A 15,751-nucleotide genomic window follows, 5' to 3' on the forward strand; every position below is an offset into this window, starting at 1 on the left:
GGAATCGTGACGCTCGGACCGCTCCCACGGGTCGCGTCCGGTCCTATCGTGATGAACAGCACGCGTCTCCCCACGCCTGCGCCGTCGGAGGAACCGATGACCCAGCGCCTGCAGCAGCCGCACCGACCCGGCTCGCGACGACCACGCAGGCGAACCCACGGGCCCGCGTACGCCGCCTGGGAAGGAGCCACCGTCCCGGGGGCGCCCCCTCCGGCGGTCCCGGTCGACGGCGTGCCACTTCGGCTGGTGCCGCTCCGCCGGCCCGACCACGTCGGCAGCACCTTCCTGGTCCTCGCGGGCGTGGTCACGAACGTCAGTCTCTGGTTGCCGTGGCTGCGCGGCGGTGACGTCATCGGCCTGTCGCTGGTCGGGCAGGGCTTCGACGTCCTGGGGTCCGGGCCGCGGGAACTGGCCCGCAGCGACCTCTGGCAGCCCTTCGTCGTCGTCCTGTCGGGAGGTCTGCTCCTGCTGCTCGGGCTGTCGTTGCTCGTGCCCGCGCGGGCCCACCGGCTCGTCGGCGTGCTCGCGCTGTTCGTCGCCCTGGCCGCGGGATGGGCGGTCGTCGCCCTGCTGGAGGACGGCGACTGGCGCGCCGACCGGTTCGCGCTCGGCATGTGGTTCGCGGTCGCCGTCCCGGCGTTCGGTCTGCTCGGCGCCTTCAAGGCGATGCTGACCCCACCCCGCGTCGCCGTCGCTCCCCCACCGCCGAGCTGACTCCGCTGAGCTGACTCCGCTGAGCTGACTCCGCTGTGCGCTGCGGAGCGGTCAGCGGCCGAGGGCCGGTGTGCAGAGCGCCCGGCGCCCGGGCGGCGACCCACCGGCCGGGCTCAAAGCCGCCGACCCCAGTCGACCAGCTGCTCGCCCACCCGGGCGACGAGGCACCGGGCGGGCCGACGGGCCGGAGCATCCTGGCGCACCGGCTCGTGCGACCGGCCGCACGGGCAGGCCCGCGCGACATGGGCAGCCAGCCGCCGCCGCGCACCGGCGAGAACCGGGTCGTCCCCGTGCGCCTGCAGGAGCGCGGCCAGACCGGGCATGACCCGTCCCACCTCGCTGACGGCGGCGCAGACGGCGTCGTGCGGGTCCCCGGTCCCCTGCTCCAACGCTCGATCCAGCCGCGCCAGCAGGGTCACCTGCCAGCGCTGGTGCGCGGCGAGCAGCAGGTCCCGGTCCCCACCGAACACGCGCCGCGCCTCCTCCAGCGCGGGCGACGGATGCCTCAGGTCGCCGACGGCGGTCTGCTCCGACAGCGCCCGGAGCGCCGCCGCGCGCCTGCGTCGCTCGTCCCTCTCCGCGGTGTTCCCGTTCGCGTCCCCCATGACGCACCTCCGGTCCTACCGATGGTTGTTTATATACTGACGGTATATGACTATCCTCGCGGTCGTGACGGAGGTCAAATCGAGGCGGCAGGAGTACTCGGCGGCGACCCGCGAGGCGCTGCTCGACAGCGCCACCGGGCTGTTCGCCGAGCGCGGCTACGCACGCACGTCCCTGGAGGAGATCGCTGCCGGCGCCCGGGTCACCAAGGGCGCGCTCTACGGGCACTTCGCCGGCAAGCAGGCCCTGTTCCGCGCGGCGCTGGAGCGCCTCGAGGAGAGCACCACGCACGACGTCCTGCGGGCGGTGGAAGCCGCGGCCACCCCGTGGGACGGCGCCCTGGCCGGGCTCGACGCCTTCCTCCTGGCCTGCCGCGACACCACCTACGGCCGGGTCGTCATGCGCGAGGGCCCGGTGGCGCTCCCCTACGCCGAGTGGTGCGCGGCGGAGGAGCTGCACAGCTACAAGCTGGTGGTGGGGCTGGTGCGGATGCTGATCGACGCGGGCGAGATCGATCCGCTGCCCCTGGAGGCGGCCGCACGGATCGTGCACGCGGTGGTCGGCGCGGCGGCCATGCTGATCGCCGGCGCGGAGGGCGCCGACCAGCAGCGCGCCTTCGACGACGCCCGCGCCGTGGTGCTGCGCCTGGCCGAGGGCATCCGCCGTCCCCGCGCGGTGTGAGCGGATCGACTCGGCGCAGGCGGCGGGCGACGCGAAGGTCGTGCGACGCTCGTCGGCGATGGACGCATGACCGGCTGGGAGATGGTCGCGGTCGGCGCCGCCGGCGTCGCGGCCGGCGGCATCAACGCAGTCGTCGGGTCGGGGACGTTGGTGAGCTTCCCGGTGCTCCTCGCGGTCGGGCTGCCCCCGGTGACGGCCACGATCAGCAACTCGCTGGGCCTGGTCGCCGGTGGCGTGACCGGATCGATCGGCTACCGCCGGGAGCTGAGCGGCCAGCGCTCCCTGCTGCTCAAGCTGCTGCCGGCCTCGATCCTCGGCGCCCTCACCGGCGCCTTCCTGCTGCTGCACCTGCCGGCGGAGACCTTCGAGGCGGTCGTGCCCGGGCTGATCGCGCTCGCCGTGCTGCTGGTCGCCTGCCAGCCGCTCTTCCAGCGGCGGCTCGCGGTGCGCGGCCGGGACGACGGCGGACCCGTCCGCGGTGGCCGGCTGGCCGCGATGTTCGCCGCCGCGTACGCCACCGGCTCGTACGGCGGCTACTTCGCCGCCAGCCAGGGTGTGCTGCAGATCGGGCTGTTCGGGCTCGTGCTGCGTGAGTCGCTGCAGCGGCTCAACGCGCTGAAGAACGTGCTGACGCTGACGGTGAACACCGTCGCAGCGGGCGCCTACGTGGTGGTCGCGAGCGACCGGATGGACTACCCGGCCGCCGGGCTGCTGGCCGCGGGCGCGCTGCTCGGTGGGTACGTCGGCGCACGGTTCGGCCGGCGGCTGCCCGCCGTGGTGCTCCGGACGGCGATCGTCGTCCTCGGGATCACCGCGATCGTGGTGCTGGTGAACCGGTGAGCGGGCTGGAGTTCGGCTTCCTCGTCGTGGCCGGCATCGGCGCGGGCCTGTCCGGGAGCATCGCCGGGCTGGCCTCGCTGATCAGCTATCCGGCGCTGCTGGCCACCGGCATCCCGCCGGTCACGGCCAACGTCACCAACACCGTCGCCCTGGTGCTCAACAGCGTCGGCTCGGTGAGCGCCTCCGGGCCGGAGCTGCGCGGTCAGGGCCGGCGGCTGCTGCCGCTGATCCTGGCCGCCGTCCTCGGCGGGATCACCGGCGCCGCTCTCCTGCTGCTCACCCCGGCCGAGGCCTTCGAGATGGTCGTCCCGTTCCTCATCGCGGCCGCCTCGGGCGCGATCCTCGTCCAGCGGTCGCCCCGTGACCTGGCCGCCGAGGGCGCCGCGCACCATGCCGACCACCGCTACCCGCGCTGGCTGCCGCTGGGCACGTTCGCCATCGGCATCTACGGCGGCTACTTCGGTGCGGCCGCCGGCGTCCTGCTGCTCGCCATGTACCTGCTCGGCACCGGCGAGTCGCTGCCGCGGGGCAATGCGATGAAGAACGTCGTCCTCGGCGCCGCGAACGCCGTCGCCTCGGTCGGCTTCGTCCTCTTCGCCTCGATCGCCTGGTCTGCAGCCCTGCCCCTGGCCGCCGGGCTGCTCGCCGGCGGCCTGCTCGGGCCCAGGGTCGTGCGGCGGGCGCCCCAGACGGCGCTGCGCCGCGCCATCGCGGTCGCCGGCCTGGGCCTCGCCGTCGCTCTGGGGATCCAGGCCTTCACCTGACGACCCGTGGGCACGGTCCGGTCATGACCTCCGGCGCCGAGGAGGAGGCGCTCGCCCGCTCGATCGGCACCGCCCTGCCCTGCGGTCTGCTGGCCGGCGTCGTCGTCGGGACCCTGGTCGGCGACGTCGGCCTGGGCATCGGCGTGGGCCTGCCGCTCAGCACCGCCGTCGCGGGCGTCCTCCACGCCCGGCGACAGTCCCGGCGGCCGGACGCACCCGGTCCGGCCGGTACCGCCTCGGGTGCTAGCGGCTGACGAAGGCGGCGAGGAACAGGACGAAGCCGCTGACCATCAGCAGCAGCCGGGCAGGAGTCAGGCCGTTCAGCAGGCCGGCGGTCGCCTCGACCCACGCCGGGCGGACGGCGGCGTCGCGGGCGCGCTGCCGCATCATCCGCACCTCGTCGGCGAGCAGGATGCCCGAGGTGCCGAGCAACCCGAGCCCCAGCACCACGAAGGCGAGGGCCAGGCGGTCCTCGAAGCTCTCCGCGACCCCGCCCACCAGCAGGACGACGAGCAGGCCGGCGAGCACGCCGAGCAGTCCTCCGGCGACCGGAGCCCATGGCCCCATGACGGTCAGGGGACCACGCCGGGGCATGCGGGGCGCGGGGCGCACGGTCACGGGCGTGGTCCCGTGGGTGCCGGGCTCCGGGGCGGCCGCGGCCGGCGCCTCGGCCACCACGTTCGGCTCGGGGGCCGGCGCGGACGGTGCGTCCGGGCGGATCACCGGGATCTCCGCGGTGCCGGTGCCCATGCTCGTGCTTCCGTTGCGTTCACTCATTCCTGATCACCTCACACGTCACGCTAGGCGCACGGGGAGCGCACGTCTGGGACGCCGCCCCGGCGGCACGACCACGCAGCGTGATGCCACGCCGGACACCACGGGCCGCCTGCCCCCGACGGTCAACAGGTGGCGAGCAGCGACTCCAGCGCGTCGGCCTCGGCAGCGGTCACCGAGAGCGCGTAGCGGTCCTTCACGGTGATGACGACGGTGGCGTAGGAGCATCCGTAGGAAGGGTCGGGGGGCACCCACTCGTCCGCGGTCGAGTCGCCCTTCGACGAGTTCTCCGACCGCGTCGTCGCGAGCAGGTTGCCCAGGTCGTTGGCGAACTCCTCGCGCCGGGCGTCAGTCCACCCCGCCGCGCCCTGCACCCACGCGGCGGCCAGCGGGACGACGTGGTCGACCGGGACCTCGGCCGCGGTGGCCTTCTCGAACGGAACGGTCCGGCCGGTGTACGGGTCGTCCAGGACGCCGGCGACCACGACGCAGCCCCGCGTCCCCTCGCGCACCTCGACCTCGGCCAGATCGCGATGCAGGACGTCGTTGCGCTGGTCGCAGCCGTTGCGGTCGACGTCGGACCAGGCAGGCCCGAACACGCACCCCTCACCCTCGCCGCAGCCGCGCTCGTACCCGTCCAGCGCCGACTTCTCCGCGACCACCAGGTCGAGCAGCGCACCGGCCGCGGCGGACGGATCGAGCGTTCCGGCGGGGACGTCGCCCTGCCCGACCGACGCCGCCGGCGACGGCGGCCCCGCCTCGATCTCCCACTCGAAGGTGCACCCGCCGGCCAGCAGCAGGACGGCGACGAGGAGAAGCGGACGGGTGCGCACCTCCGGACGGTACGAACCGATCGGGCGCGCGTCCGGGACCGACAGGCGGTGCGCTCAGACGAGGCGACGGCTGTCCTGGGCGACCACGCGCAGCCAGCGGTAGCCGTAGCCGTCGAGCGTGATCTCGACCTTCCCGCCGTCGGACACCGACGTCTCGCCCGACTGCAGCAGGTCGACCAGTCGGTGCGTCGAGTCGCAGCCCTCCAGCGTCAGCGGCACGGTGCGGGGCTCGGCGGAGAGGTTGTGCAGGGCCACCAGGGAACCGTCGTCCCAGGTGGTCCGGTGCGCCAGCACCTCCGGGCAGGGATGCTCGAGGACGGTCATCGCGCCCCACCCGAGCTCGGGCGACTCCCGGTACCGGCGGATCAGCAGCTTCATGAACGACAGCAGCGAATCGGGGTCGTTGCGCTGCGCGGCGACGTTCACGAACTCCGGCGAGAAACCTCCGCTCACGACGGGACCGGGCAGCTTGCGCGGTTCGGCCGGCGAGAAGCCGCCGTTGCGGCCCGACGTCCACTGCATCGGCGTCCGGACGGCAAGCCGCCCCTCGGCGTCGAGGTCCTCCCCCATCCCGATCTCCTCGCCGTAGAAGAGCACCGGCGTACCGGGCAGCGAGAACAGCAGGCTGTAGACCAGGCGCACCCGGCGCGGGTCGCCGTCCAGCATCGGCGGCAGCCGGCGGCGCAGGCCGCGGCCGTAGACCTGCATCCGCTCCTCCGGCCCGAACGCGGCGAACACCTCGGCCCGCTCGTCGTCGGAGAGCTTGTCGAGGGTGAGCTCGTCGTGGTTGCGCACGAACGTGGCCCACTGCGAGTCCGGGTGCAGCTGCGGCCGTCCCTCCAGCGCGGTGACCAGCGGACCGGCGTCGGCGCGGGCGAGGGCCAGGTAGAGCGCCTGCATGCCGATGAAGTCGAACTGCATCGTCAGCTCGTCGCCGTCGGCACCGCCGAAGAACTGCACCTGCTGGTCGTAGGGCAGGTTCACCTCCCCCAGCAGGACGCCGGCCAGCGACCGGCGCCCGACCAGCGAGCGCAGGGCTCGCAGGTAGTCGTGCGGCTCGGGGAACGAGGAGGCGTCGGCACCGGCGGTCTCCAGGAAGAACGGAACGGCGTCCACCCGGAAGCCGTCGAGCCCGAGCTGCAGCCAGAAACCCATGATCTTGGCGATCTCGTCGCGCACGTGCGGGTTCGTGACGTCGAGGTCGGGCTGCTCCTTGTAGAACCGGTGCAGATACCACTCGCCCGTCTGCTCCGAGAGCGTCCAGATGCTGTCCTCCTGGTCGGGGAAGACGACCTGGTCGGAGGTGTCGGGCGGCGGGTCGGACCGCCAGACGTAGAAGTCCCGGAACGGCGAGTCCTTGCTCCGCTCGGCCGAGCGGAACCACGGATGCTTCCGGGACGTGTGGTTGACGACGAGGTCGGCGATCACCCGCATGCCGCGGTCGTTCGCCGTCCGGATGACCTCGACGAGGTCGCCGTGGGTGCCCAGCCGCGGGTCGACGCCGTAGAAGTCGGTGATGTCGTAGCCGTCGTCCCGCTCGGCGGTCGGGTAGAAGGGCATCAGCCACAGGCACGTGACGCCGAGGTCGGCGAGGTGGTCGATCCGCTGGGCCAGGCCCGCGAAGTCGCCGATGCCGTCGCCGTCCCAGTCCATGAATGTCTCGACGTCGAGGCAGTAGACGACCGCGTTCTTCCACCACAGGTCGGACGTGTCGGTGATCCTCACGTCACAGCCACCGCCGCCCGGGCTTCTGGACGTCGACCTGCGGGAGCACGTGCTCGCCGAACGCGTCGAGGAAACCCCGCTGCTCGGGGCCGACGTGGTGGAGGTAGATCTCCTCGAACCCGAGGTCGGCGTACTCGGAGATCCAGGCGGCGTGCTGGGCCAGGTCGGCCGAGACGCGCACCGCCCCCGAGGCGACGACCTCCGGGGTGACGTGCGCGCTGGCGATCTCGAAGGCCTCGGGGGTGTCGAGGTCCCAGGCCAGCGGCGGCGGGAAGACGTTGCTGTGCCACTCGTCGAAGGCGATCTGCAGCGCGCGGTCGGGGTCGGGGTCGTAGGAGAGGTGCAGCTGCAGCACCACCTTGCCCCTCCCGCCCGCATCCCGGTAGGCGGCCACCATCTCGCGCAGGTGGTCGTGCGGCTGGTTGATCGTCACCAGACCGTCGGCCCACTCGGCGGCGCTGCGGGCGGTCTGCACGGTCACCGCGGGCGCGATCAGGGCCGGTGACCGTTCGGGCAGGCTCCAGACCCGCGCGCGGTCGACCGTGACCAGCCCTTCGTGGGTGACCTCCTCTCCGGCGAGCAGGGCCCGGATGATCTGCACGCACTCGCGCAGCCGGGCGTCCCGCACGTCCTTGCGCGGCCACTTGTCACCGGTGATGTGCTCGTTCATCGCCTCGCCGCTGCCCAGCGCCGCCCAGAAGCGCTCGGGGAACATGGCGCCGAGGGTCGCGATCGCCTGGGCGACGATCGCCGGGTGGTAGCGCTGGCCGGGTGCGTTGACGACGCCGAACGGCAGGGACGTCGTGGCCATCGCGGCGCCGAGCCACGACCAGGCGAAGCCGGAGTGCCCCTGCTCGAGGTTCCAGGGGGCGATGTGGTCGGAGCACATGGCCGCGGTGAACCCCGCCTCCTCGGCGTGCTGCACCGCGGTGAGCAGTTCCGCAGGGTGGATCTGTTCGTGCGAGGCGTGGAACCCGATGACCGGCATGCGTCCATGCCTACCGACCAGCGGCAGAAATGGCCATTTCGGCGGGTGGTGACCGCCACGGCGGCGGCGACCGCCGCGAGACCCCGGTGCCCGGAGGTCGAGGTCACCGGCGCATTCTGGTCCCCCGCGCTGCGCCGGGTCGCCCCCACGGTGAGGATCGCGGGGTGACAGGCACACCGACCACCGACGAGTGGGGCATCGACGCGAGCTGGCTGGACGCCCTGGACGAGGAGCACGAGGTCGCGCAGGCGACCATCGACCGGCTGCGGGAGATCATCGGCGAGCCGCCGGCGGACCTCGAGGACCGAGCCCCCATCGTCGCCCGACCCGGCGACGCCCTGGAGATCGACGAGGCCGAGGTCGTCTGCGAGGACGGCGAGGTGCGATCCGTCGACGGCGCGCTGCCCGACGACTTCCCGCTCGGCTACCACTGGCTGCAGACGCCGGAGGGGTACCGGCGGCGCCTGATCGTCTCCCCCGGCCGGTGCTGGCTGCCCGAGGACCGCCGCTGGGGGTGGGCCGTCCAGCTGTACGCCGTCCGCAGCCGGGACAGCTGGGGCATCGGCGACCTGGCCGACCTGCGCGCGGTGCGCCGCATGGCGGCCGACCAGGGTGCCGGGTTCGTCCTGATCAACCCGCTGCACGCGGTCGCCCCCACCGGCGGGCAGGAGGCCAGCCCCTATCTGCCCGCGACCCGCCGCTTCCGCAACCCGCTCTACCTCCGGGTCTCCGAGGTCCCGGGCGCCGACGGCGTCGACCTCGAGGAGGACGCCGGCCGGGCGCTGTCCGACGGCCCGCTCGTCGACCGGGACGCGATCTGGGCCCGCAAGCGCGAGGTCCTGATGCGGATCTTCTTCGCCCACGGCGGTGGCGAAGCGTTCGCCCGCTGGCGGGAGGAGCAGGGGCAGATCCTGCAGGACTGGGCGACGTGGGCGGCGATCGTCGAGGAGCACGGCGGCGACTGGCACGCCTGGCCCGAGGAGCTGCGCCGCCCCGATGGGCCCGGCGTCAGCTCCTACGTCGAGCGGCACGGCGCCGTCGTCGCGTTCCACGCCTGGCTCCAGTGGGCGCTGGACCTCCAGTTCACCGCGGCCACCGGCGACATGACCGTCATCCAGGACCTGCCGATCGGGTTCGCCGGCGGCGGCGCCGACGCCTGGGCGTGGCAGGAGGTGCTCGCCTCCGGTGTGGACGTCGGCGCACCGCCGGACGCGTTCAACTCGCAGGGCCAGAACTGGGGCTCACCCCCGCTGATCCCGTGGCGGCTGCGCGACGCCGACTACGAGCCGTTCATCCAGTCGATCCGGGCCACGATGGCCGGCGGCGGCGGCCTGCGCATCGACCACGTGATGGGGCTGTTCCGGCTGTGGTGGGTGCCGTCGGACGGGAGCGCCGCGGACGGCGCCTACGTCCGCTATCCGGCCGAGGACCTGCTGGACATCGTCGCTCTGGAGAGCCATCGGGCGAAGGCGCTGGTCGTCGGCGAGGACCTCGGCACGGTCGAGGAGGGCGTGCGGGAGGCCATGGCCGAGCACGGGATCCTCTCTTACCGGTTGCTCTGGTTCGAGGACGACGACCCCGGCGAGTGGCCGGCCGAGGCGATGGCGGCGATCACCACGCACGACCTCCCGACGGTGGCGGGGCTGTGGACCGGCGAGGACGTCGAGGAGCAGCGCGAGCACGGCACGGGGACCGACGAGGAGCTCGAGCGCGGGCGGACGTCGCTGCTCGCGCACCTCCCGGGGCTGGCCGAGGGCGCCACGCCGGAGGAAGCGGTGCAGCGGGCACACCAGCTGCTGGCGAAGGCGCCGTCCCTGCTGCTGTCGGCCACCCTGGACGACGCGGTCGGCGAGCGGCGCCGTCCCAACATGCCGGGGACGACGGACCGCGCCAACTGGTCGCTCCCGCTGCCGGTGCTGGTCGAGGACCTGCCGGACCACCCGCTGCTGCGATCGGTGGTCCGCACGCTGGCGGGGGGCGTCGAGGGCCGGTGAGCCGACGGCCGCCCTACGACCGTGGCGCGTACATGATCGTCGCCACGCCGGCCAGGCAGATCAACGCACCGAGGACGTCGTAGCGGTCGGGCCGGAAGCCGTCGACGACCATCCCCCACGCCAGCGAGCCGGCGACGAACACGCCGCCGTAGGCAGCGAGGATGCGGCCGAAATGGGCGTCGGGCTGGAGGGTGGCCACGACGCCGTACAGCCCGAGCGCGACGACGCCTGCGCCCACCCAGATCCAGCCGCGGTGCTCGCGCAGCCCCTGCCACACCAGCCAGGCACCGCCGATCTCGGCGAGGGCCGCCAGCACGAACAGGACCAGGGACCGCGTGACCGTCACCCGGCGATGCTCTCAACCGGGCGCGGGCAGCCCCCTCCGCCTCGGCCGCTCGACGCGCCGCTTCGAACGCACGTTCGACTCCCGTGCGACACTTCCGGGGTGGCCGGCGGCATGACTCCAGGACGCGGCGGGCGTTCCCTCGGCGAACGGGCGGCCGCCTCCGGCGTCCCTGCAGCGGCGGCTGCCTCCACGGCCTCCGGCCCCCAGTACGCAGCTGCGGGCGACGGCGGTGAGGGCCGGCACTGCTGGGTCCGCGACCCCGCGGAGGCGCCCGGCGTCTGGCCCGGCCTGCTCATCGAATGGCGGCAGCGCAACGGCGCCTGGCAGGGCCGGGTGGCCTACACGGTGGTGGGTCCGCACGGTCCGGCGCTGGTGGAGACCTGGGTGCCGGCGGCCCGGCTCGAACCGCGCTGAGGGGTTAGGCGAGCGCGGCAGCGGCTATGGGTCGGTCGCAGATGATCTCTCTGGACGGAGCACCGATGACCGGCCCGAACGACAGCCCCTCCCTCGACGACGTCATGGACACCGAGGAGAACCCCACGCGCGACCGCACCCAGCACGCGAAGGACCCGCACCCGAGCGACGAGGTGCTCGAGCACCGGACCGAGCTCGAGCGCCAGGCCGTCGGCTCGGACGACGCCGATCCGACGGGCCCCTACGAGCACCCCGCCACCGACTGAACGCCCGCCTCACCGCGGGCGACGTCGCCTGCTGGGTGCTCAAGAGCGCCGTCCTCCCGGCCGCCATCGACGACCGGTGGCGGCCCGGCGAGGTCCGCACCCTCTCCCGCTGCGTGCGGCGCTCCTACCGGCTCGACCTCATGGCCTCCGGCCAGCCCTGCCTGCTGTGGGTCAGCGGGCGCGACCGCCCCGGTGTGCACGCCCTCGGCGCGCTCGCCGGCATCCCGGAGGAGGACGACGGACCCGTCGTCCCGGTGCGGCTGACCCTGCTCGGCGAGCCGGTGCCGCGGGCCGAGCTGCTGACCGATCCCCGCATGTCCGGTGCCGAGATCCTGCGGATGCCGGCCGGCAGCAATCCGTCGTGGCTGTCCGCCGGCCAGTTCGGCGCCGTCCTCGACCGGGTCGAGGCCGCCCGGCTGGGACGATGGGCGCCGTGACACCGAACCGGCTCCGCTGGGGCGCGCTCGCCTGGTTGCTGACCCTGCAGTTCTTCGTCGTCGAGACCGTCGCGGAGCTGCGCCACGGGAGTGCGTACTCGCGCATCGACGACGTGATCAGCGCGCTCGGTGCGTCGGACTCACCTGCCGCCATGCTGATGAACGCGTCGTTCGTCCTGCAGGGGGCGCTGATCCTGGCCGGCGCGCTGCTCCTGCGCCCGGTGCTGATGCGCACCGCCGGCGAGGTCGCGCCGGTGCTGCTCGGCGGCGCGGCCGCCGGGGTGCTGCTCGTCGGCGTCTTCCCGATCGACGGCAATGGGGCGCTGCACGCGATCGGGGCGGTGCTCTACCTGCTCGGCGGGGGGCTGGGGTTGATCGCCCTGGCCTACGCGGTGCGGCCGCGCTCGGAGGCACTGGGCACGACACTCGCGCTGCTCGGCCTGGTGGGCACCGCGACGTCGGTGTTCTTCCTGACCGGTGTCGTGGGCTACCTGGGCGAGGGCGGCACGGAGCGGGCCGCCGCCTACGTCCTGCCGATCGGGCTGGCGGTCGCCGCCGTCGTCCTCTGGCGTCAGGGCCCGGAGCCCGTCACCGATGCGCCGGTCCCCGGCGACGGGGTGGGCCGGCGCGAGGAGCGTGCGCGCGAGCGGCAGCGGCGGGCTCAGCAGGCGCGGGAGCGGGACGCCGCCCTCGACGCCTTCGCACGCCGGCACACCGACACGACCGCGGACGACGACGAGGACCTCTGGTCGCCACCGGGCCGCAACCGGGACTGATCAGCCCACGGGGGCGAAGCTCAGCACTTCACCCACCGGCCGGCGGCCGCTGACCGTGCCGGTCGGCTCGGGCGGATACCCCATGCGCAGCAGCATCTGCGGATGGCCGACCAGCGAGAGCCGCGAGCGCATGCGGGTCCGGGTGGCCGGCCAGTCGAGGGCCTGGGTGAGCGGAGAGGCGGCCAGGCCGGCGGCGGTGGCGTGCAGCAGCACCCGCCCGAGCGCTCGGCCGGACTGCAGCCAGGCGCGCCGGTCGTCGTCCTCGGTGCCCAGGAGCAGCACGGTCGGTCGTTCGACGTCCGGCGGCGGCGCGTCGGCATCCCCCGGCGCGAGGAACTCCTGCTGTTCGCGCTGCCCGACCACGAAGTCGCGGATCAGCCAGTTCGACGGACGGCTGTGCGGGTCCTCGCTGGGGACGGCGCCGACCGGGACGCCGTCGGGCGCGGTCGGGTCGGTCCGCAGCCAGGACTCGAGCTCCTTCAGGTACGCGGGATCACCCTGCTCCATCTCCTCGGCCCGCGAGATGAGGAAGACGGTCGCGACCTCCTCCTCCGAGCGCGTGATGGGCTTGACCCAGGTGTCGAACCGCCGCGCCTGGTCCTGCAGCCGGTCGACCAGTTCGGTCGGCACGGCCTGGGGCTGGAACGCGGCCCGGACCGTGTGCCGCCGCTCGATGGCCTCGGCGAGCGTCCGCTCCTCGTCGCCGGGGCTGCGCAGGGCGGTCACCGCGATCCGGGCGAGGTGGTCGGGGTCGGCGTCGTCGGGCAGGAGGTCGACGTCGGCTGCGGCACCGGACGCGCCGAGGGCGACGACGGCGAACTCGATCGCGCTGCCGCAGCTGATGACCTGCTGCCGGCCGGTCGGGTCGAGCACCGGCAGGGCGCGGTTCCGGTCCAGGAACACGTCCAGCCGGTCCGCCGTCGCGACGAAGCGCCAGGGCTGCGTGTTGTGGATCGACGGCGCCCGCGTGGCCGCGGCCACCACCCGCGTCCAGTCCTGCTCCTCCACGCCTGCCTCCCGGCTCGTCGGTGTGCGTCCTGCCTGTCGTGCCTACCCCATCGCCCGCCGACCGTGCGCGCCCGCCCCGGTCTGGCGAGGATGGCGGCATGTCCGACGCGACGATGGAGAGCATCCCCACCGACGAGTGCTACCGGCTCCTGGCCACGCACGAGATCGGGCGCATCGGCGTCAACGCCGAGCACTATCCCCTGATCCTGCCGGTCAACTACGGCATCGACGGCACCACCCTCGTGATCCGCACCCATCCGGGGACGATCCTGCGGGCCGCCCAGCACGCGAACGTCACGTTCCAGGTCGACGAGATCGACCGGGCCTCGCGCAGCGGCTGGAGCGTGCTGGTCCGCGGGCAGGCAGAGGAGGTCGGCCCCGAGCACCGGGCGGAGATCGTGGCCCGGACCGAGGCCACCGGCGTCCGGCCCTGGGCGCCGGGCGAGCACGGGCACTGGGTGCGGCTGATCGTGCACGACATCTCGGGACGGCGGATCGTCCCCGGCCGGCTCCCGCCGCCCGTCGACCCCCGCGCGTACCTCTGAGGCATTAGGCGCCGCCCCCTTCCCTAGGCCGGCTGCTGCCCAGACCGGTGCTCGAGCCATAACCCAGGACTGCGCCAGCTGAGTCGCCACCACTTGGTGGCCGCTCGCTGGTCTGAAGGTCGATTTAGGGGCCAGCAGCATAGGATGGTCTCGCGTGAACGCCGTAGCCACGGTTCGATGCGTCACGACGAGCCATCGGGAGACTCAGCATTGATTCACGGATTGCAGCTAACGAATTTCAAGAGTTTTGAGAGGTCTTCCTTCCAGCTCGCGCCGTTCACGCTCCTTGTCGGAGCGAACGCCAGCGGCAAATCCAACGTCCGCGAGGCCTTGCGGTTTCTGCATGGAGTGTCTCGGGGGTACACGCTCGCGGAGATCGTCGGCGAGAAGTGGGTTGAGGGCGGTGTGCGCGTGTGGACGGGCGTGCGGGGAGGTGCAGCCCAGGTCGCTCGCTTCGACTCCAGTACATTCTCACTGTGCGTCGAATTTTCGGCGGCGCCCGAGGGCGGGAAGACCGTACGCTTCAACTACCTCATCGAGGTGGAGCGCCTAGAGGACAATACTTTGAGGGTCATTCGAGAGCACTTGAAGGAATCGAACAGGTACATCTTCGACACACATCCCGATGGCGATCCCCGCGGCCACGCCCCGCCGATGCTGAAGGCGCGAATCAGAAAGGGGGGCGGCGGATACCCTCCCGACGATTCGTTCCTCGATGACCGGCCAATCCTTGTACAGATGCTGACGTCTAGCGTCGCGACGGAGATTACGAAGCGGCCACTAAGGCTTGCTCTGTCATTCCTCTCCTCCATGGTCTTTCTAGATCTCAATCCTCATGCAGCTAGAGATGCCAGCCCCGTGGGGATCGCCATTCTCGGCGATAGAGGAGAGAATCTATCCTCGGTTCTCTACAACATTTGCAAGGATGAGCGGCGTAAGGCGCAGCTCACTTCCTGGGTTCGCGCCCTGACACCTATGGATGCCGTCGACGTCAGTTTCCGAGAAGACCTCAACGGTCGAGTGCTCGCACTGCTCGTCGAGGATCGGGGTGACATCACGCCTCTCACTTCGGCCTCCGATGGCACCGTGCGGTTTTTGGCGATGATCGCGGCCCTGATGAATCCTGCTCGCCCGCAATTTCTGTTCTTTGAAGAGATTGAGAACGGCATACACCCCAACCGAGTGTACCTCCTCCTAGACTTGATCAGTCAAAGCGTTACTGCTAACAGGTCGCAGATCGTTGCGACTTCACACTCGCCGCAGATGTTGGTGCACGCCTACCGGTCAGACGACGCCAGTCCCTCACTTGTATTTCGAGACGAAGCGGGAAGGTCGCACGTGGTCGATGTTCAGGCGGCGGAGGAGCTGCGCCGCATCCTCGACGTCGAAGATCCAGCCTCATTGATGGCGGCGGGATGGTTCGAGGATACCGCCGCCTTCCTGAGCGATCACTTCGAGTTCACTCACTGATGACGTACAACGTTCTTGTTATTCCCGAGGATGCCACCAAAGATCATTACATTCTCAAGCCGATAGTCCAGGCCATGCTGGGCCACGCCGGAAGACCGCACGCGCGGGTTCGAGTCATGATCGATCCGGCCGTCCAAGGTATTTCGAATTTGACGAGCAACTTTCTGGAAGACGTTATTCAGCGCTATCCAATGGTCGACGCTTTCGTCCTCTGCGTTGACCGAGACGGCGTTAGCGGTCGCGATACGGCGATGAGCAACCGAGAAACGGCGGCACAGGCTCACCTGCTTCCGTCGCAGAGCTTTTTCGCCACTACCGCGCACCAGGAACTGGAAGTCTGGTGCCTTGCTGGCATGGACGATCTGCCCAAGGGTTGGCGTTGGCAAGCGATCCGCGCGGACGCCAGCGCAAAAGAAAACTACTACGAACCTTACGCGGGGCGCCGTGGACTCCTAGATGCTCCCGGGGATGGTCGGGAGATCTTGGGGCGCGAGGCAGCCACTCGGTATAGGGCCGTCCGGACGCGTTGCGGCGAAGTGGCGCAACTCGAACAGCGCTTCTGATCGCGACTGT

Annotated in this window: 20 protein-coding genes; 13 read left to right on the plus strand and 7 right to left on the minus strand. The window is 72.0% G+C overall.

Annotated features, from left to right (window positions below; all coding sequences use genetic code 11):
* Positions 1-231 precede the first annotated feature (231 nt).
* Positions 232-714, plus strand: a complete 483-nt coding sequence (locus MVA48_RS04915; protein WP_246986426.1) for a hypothetical protein — start codon at positions 232-234, stop codon at positions 712-714.
* 113 nt (positions 715-827) lie between these two features.
* Here MVA48_RS04915 and MVA48_RS04920 read toward each other — a convergent pair whose 3' ends face one another.
* Entirely contained in the window at positions 828-1,319 is a 492-nt protein-coding gene (locus MVA48_RS04920; RefSeq protein WP_246986428.1) for a hypothetical protein, read from the minus strand.
* Between the two features lie 46 nt (positions 1,320-1,365).
* On the opposite strand from MVA48_RS04920, the gene MVA48_RS04925 reads away from it, so the two are divergent.
* The 4 genes from MVA48_RS04925 to MVA48_RS04940 all read left to right on the plus strand — a co-directional run bounded on the left by MVA48_RS04925 (position 1,366) and on the right by MVA48_RS04940 (position 3,856).
* Positions 1,366-1,998, plus strand: a complete 633-nt coding sequence (locus MVA48_RS04925) for a TetR/AcrR family transcriptional regulator (protein ID WP_246986431.1) — start codon at positions 1,366-1,368, stop codon at positions 1,996-1,998.
* Between the two features lie 66 nt (positions 1,999-2,064).
* Positions 2,065-2,838, plus strand: coding sequence for a sulfite exporter TauE/SafE family protein (locus MVA48_RS04930; protein WP_246986433.1), 774 nt, complete (start codon positions 2,065-2,067; stop codon positions 2,836-2,838).
* Positions 2,835-3,602 (plus strand): sulfite exporter TauE/SafE family protein, encoded by a 768-nt coding sequence (locus MVA48_RS04935; protein WP_246986435.1) that lies wholly within the window; start codon positions 2,835-2,837, stop codon positions 3,600-3,602. Before MVA48_RS04930 ends, MVA48_RS04935 begins: the two co-directional genes overlap by 4 nt.
* A gap of 23 nt (positions 3,603-3,625) precedes the next feature.
* Positions 3,626-3,856 carry a hypothetical protein gene (locus tag MVA48_RS04940; RefSeq protein WP_246986437.1) on the plus strand — a complete coding sequence of 77 codons (231 nt, stop codon included), beginning with the start codon at positions 3,626-3,628 and terminating at the stop codon, positions 3,854-3,856.
* On the opposite strand, the gene MVA48_RS04945 is transcribed toward MVA48_RS04940, so the two are convergent.
* From MVA48_RS04945 to MVA48_RS04960, 4 genes are all read right to left on the minus strand, one after another.
* Entirely contained in the window at positions 3,846-4,379 is a 534-nt protein-coding gene (locus MVA48_RS04945; RefSeq protein WP_246986439.1) for a hypothetical protein, read from the minus strand. The two genes, MVA48_RS04940 and MVA48_RS04945, sit on opposite strands and share 11 nt — an antisense overlap.
* Positions 4,380-4,501: 122 nt before the next feature.
* Entirely contained in the window at positions 4,502-5,209 is a 708-nt protein-coding gene (locus MVA48_RS04950; RefSeq protein WP_246986441.1) for an HNH endonuclease family protein, read from the minus strand.
* A gap of 54 nt (positions 5,210-5,263) precedes the next feature.
* Positions 5,264-6,934 carry an alpha-amylase family protein gene (locus MVA48_RS04955; RefSeq protein WP_246986442.1) on the minus strand — a complete coding sequence of 557 codons (1,671 nt, stop codon included), beginning with the start codon at positions 6,932-6,934 and terminating at the stop codon, positions 5,264-5,266.
* A gap of 1 nt (position 6,935) precedes the next feature.
* Positions 6,936-7,922, minus strand: coding sequence for a TIGR03885 family FMN-dependent LLM class oxidoreductase (locus tag MVA48_RS04960; protein WP_246986444.1), 987 nt, complete (start codon positions 7,920-7,922; stop codon positions 6,936-6,938).
* Between the two features lie 164 nt (positions 7,923-8,086).
* On the opposite strand from MVA48_RS04960, the gene malQ reads away from it, so the two are divergent.
* Entirely contained in the window at positions 8,087-9,916 is a 1,830-nt protein-coding gene (gene malQ / locus MVA48_RS04965) for a 4-alpha-glucanotransferase (protein WP_246986446.1), read from the plus strand.
* 13 nt (positions 9,917-9,929) lie between these two features.
* Here the strand turns inward: malQ and MVA48_RS04970 are convergent, their stop codons facing one another.
* Entirely contained in the window at positions 9,930-10,262 is a 333-nt protein-coding gene (locus MVA48_RS04970; protein WP_246986448.1) for a YnfA family protein, read from the minus strand.
* 111 nt (positions 10,263-10,373) lie between these two features.
* Between MVA48_RS04970 and MVA48_RS04975 the strand changes: the two genes are divergently transcribed.
* From MVA48_RS04975 to MVA48_RS04990, 4 genes are all read left to right on the plus strand, one after another.
* Entirely contained in the window at positions 10,374-10,676 is a 303-nt protein-coding gene (locus MVA48_RS04975; protein WP_246986450.1) for a hypothetical protein, read from the plus strand.
* Positions 10,677-10,741: 65 nt separating this feature from the next.
* Positions 10,742-10,942 carry a hypothetical protein gene (locus MVA48_RS04980; RefSeq protein WP_246986452.1) on the plus strand — a complete coding sequence of 67 codons (201 nt, stop codon included), beginning with the start codon at positions 10,742-10,744 and terminating at the stop codon, positions 10,940-10,942.
* A 35-nt stretch (positions 10,943-10,977) separates the two neighbouring features.
* Positions 10,978-11,379, plus strand: coding sequence for a hypothetical protein (locus MVA48_RS04985; protein ID WP_246986454.1), 402 nt, complete (start codon positions 10,978-10,980; stop codon positions 11,377-11,379).
* The gene (locus MVA48_RS04990; protein ID WP_246986456.1) at positions 11,367-12,155 is read left to right on the plus strand and encodes a DUF998 domain-containing protein; all 789 of its coding nucleotides are present in this window, start codon (positions 11,367-11,369) and stop codon (positions 12,153-12,155) included. Before MVA48_RS04985 ends, MVA48_RS04990 begins: the two co-directional genes overlap by 13 nt.
* Here the strand turns inward: MVA48_RS04990 and MVA48_RS04995 are convergent, their stop codons facing one another.
* Positions 12,156-13,163: an Acg family FMN-binding oxidoreductase gene (locus MVA48_RS04995; protein ID WP_246986458.1), complete on the minus strand. Its 1,008-nt coding sequence runs from the start codon at positions 13,161-13,163 to the stop codon at positions 12,156-12,158.
* Between the two features lie 98 nt (positions 13,164-13,261).
* Here MVA48_RS04995 and MVA48_RS05000 point away from each other — a divergent pair, with 98 nt between their 5' ends.
* The 3 genes from MVA48_RS05000 (at position 13,262) to MVA48_RS05010 (ending at position 15,741) form a co-directional block, all read left to right on the plus strand.
* Positions 13,262-13,708 (plus strand): pyridoxamine 5'-phosphate oxidase family protein, encoded by a 447-nt coding sequence (locus MVA48_RS05000; protein ID WP_246986460.1) that lies wholly within the window; start codon positions 13,262-13,264, stop codon positions 13,706-13,708.
* A 177-nt stretch (positions 13,709-13,885) separates the two neighbouring features.
* Positions 13,886-15,178 (plus strand): AAA family ATPase, encoded by a 1,293-nt coding sequence (locus MVA48_RS05005; RefSeq protein WP_246986462.1) that lies wholly within the window; start codon positions 13,886-13,888, stop codon positions 15,176-15,178.
* Positions 15,178-15,741, plus strand: coding sequence for a hypothetical protein (locus MVA48_RS05010; RefSeq protein WP_246986464.1), 564 nt, complete (start codon positions 15,178-15,180; stop codon positions 15,739-15,741). Before MVA48_RS05005 ends, MVA48_RS05010 begins: the two co-directional genes overlap by 1 nt.
* The last annotated feature ends 10 nt before the right edge of the window (positions 15,742-15,751 follow it).

The sequence above is a fragment of the Blastococcus sp. PRF04-17 genome, assembly GCF_023016265.1.
Lineage (GTDB): Bacteria > Actinomycetota > Actinomycetes > Mycobacteriales > Geodermatophilaceae > Blastococcus_B.

Bases quoted from the DNA above. Each gene is read 5' to 3' on its own strand.
- MVA48_RS05000 (WP_246986460.1), top strand. From the start codon at position 13,262: ATGTCCGACGCGACGATGGAGAGCATCCCCACCGACGAGTGCTACCGG.
- MVA48_RS04980 (WP_246986452.1), top strand. From the start codon at position 10,742: ATGACCGGCCCGAACGACAGCCCCTCCCTCGACGACGTCATGGACACC.
- MVA48_RS04940 (WP_246986437.1), top strand. From the start codon at position 3,626: ATGACCTCCGGCGCCGAGGAGGAGGCGCTCGCCCGCTCGATCGGCACC.
- MVA48_RS04945 (WP_246986439.1), bottom strand. From the start codon at position 4,379: ATGAGTGAACGCAACGGAAGCACGAGCATGGGCACCGGCACCGCGGAG.
- MVA48_RS04960 (WP_246986444.1), bottom strand. From the start codon at position 7,922: ATGCCGGTCATCGGGTTCCACGCCTCGCACGAACAGATCCACCCTGCG.
- MVA48_RS04930 (WP_246986433.1), top strand. From the start codon at position 2,065: ATGACCGGCTGGGAGATGGTCGCGGTCGGCGCCGCCGGCGTCGCGGCC.
- MVA48_RS05010 (WP_246986464.1), top strand. From the start codon at position 15,178: ATGACGTACAACGTTCTTGTTATTCCCGAGGATGCCACCAAAGATCAT.
- MVA48_RS04920 (WP_246986428.1), bottom strand. From the start codon at position 1,319: ATGGGGGACGCGAACGGGAACACCGCGGAGAGGGACGAGCGACGCAGG.
- MVA48_RS05005 (WP_246986462.1), top strand. From the start codon at position 13,886: ATGCGTCACGACGAGCCATCGGGAGACTCAGCATTGATTCACGGATTG.
- MVA48_RS04925 (WP_246986431.1), top strand. From the start codon at position 1,366: ATGACTATCCTCGCGGTCGTGACGGAGGTCAAATCGAGGCGGCAGGAG.
- MVA48_RS04990 (WP_246986456.1), top strand. From the start codon at position 11,367: ATGGGCGCCGTGACACCGAACCGGCTCCGCTGGGGCGCGCTCGCCTGG.
- MVA48_RS04975 (WP_246986450.1), top strand. From the start codon at position 10,374: ATGACTCCAGGACGCGGCGGGCGTTCCCTCGGCGAACGGGCGGCCGCC.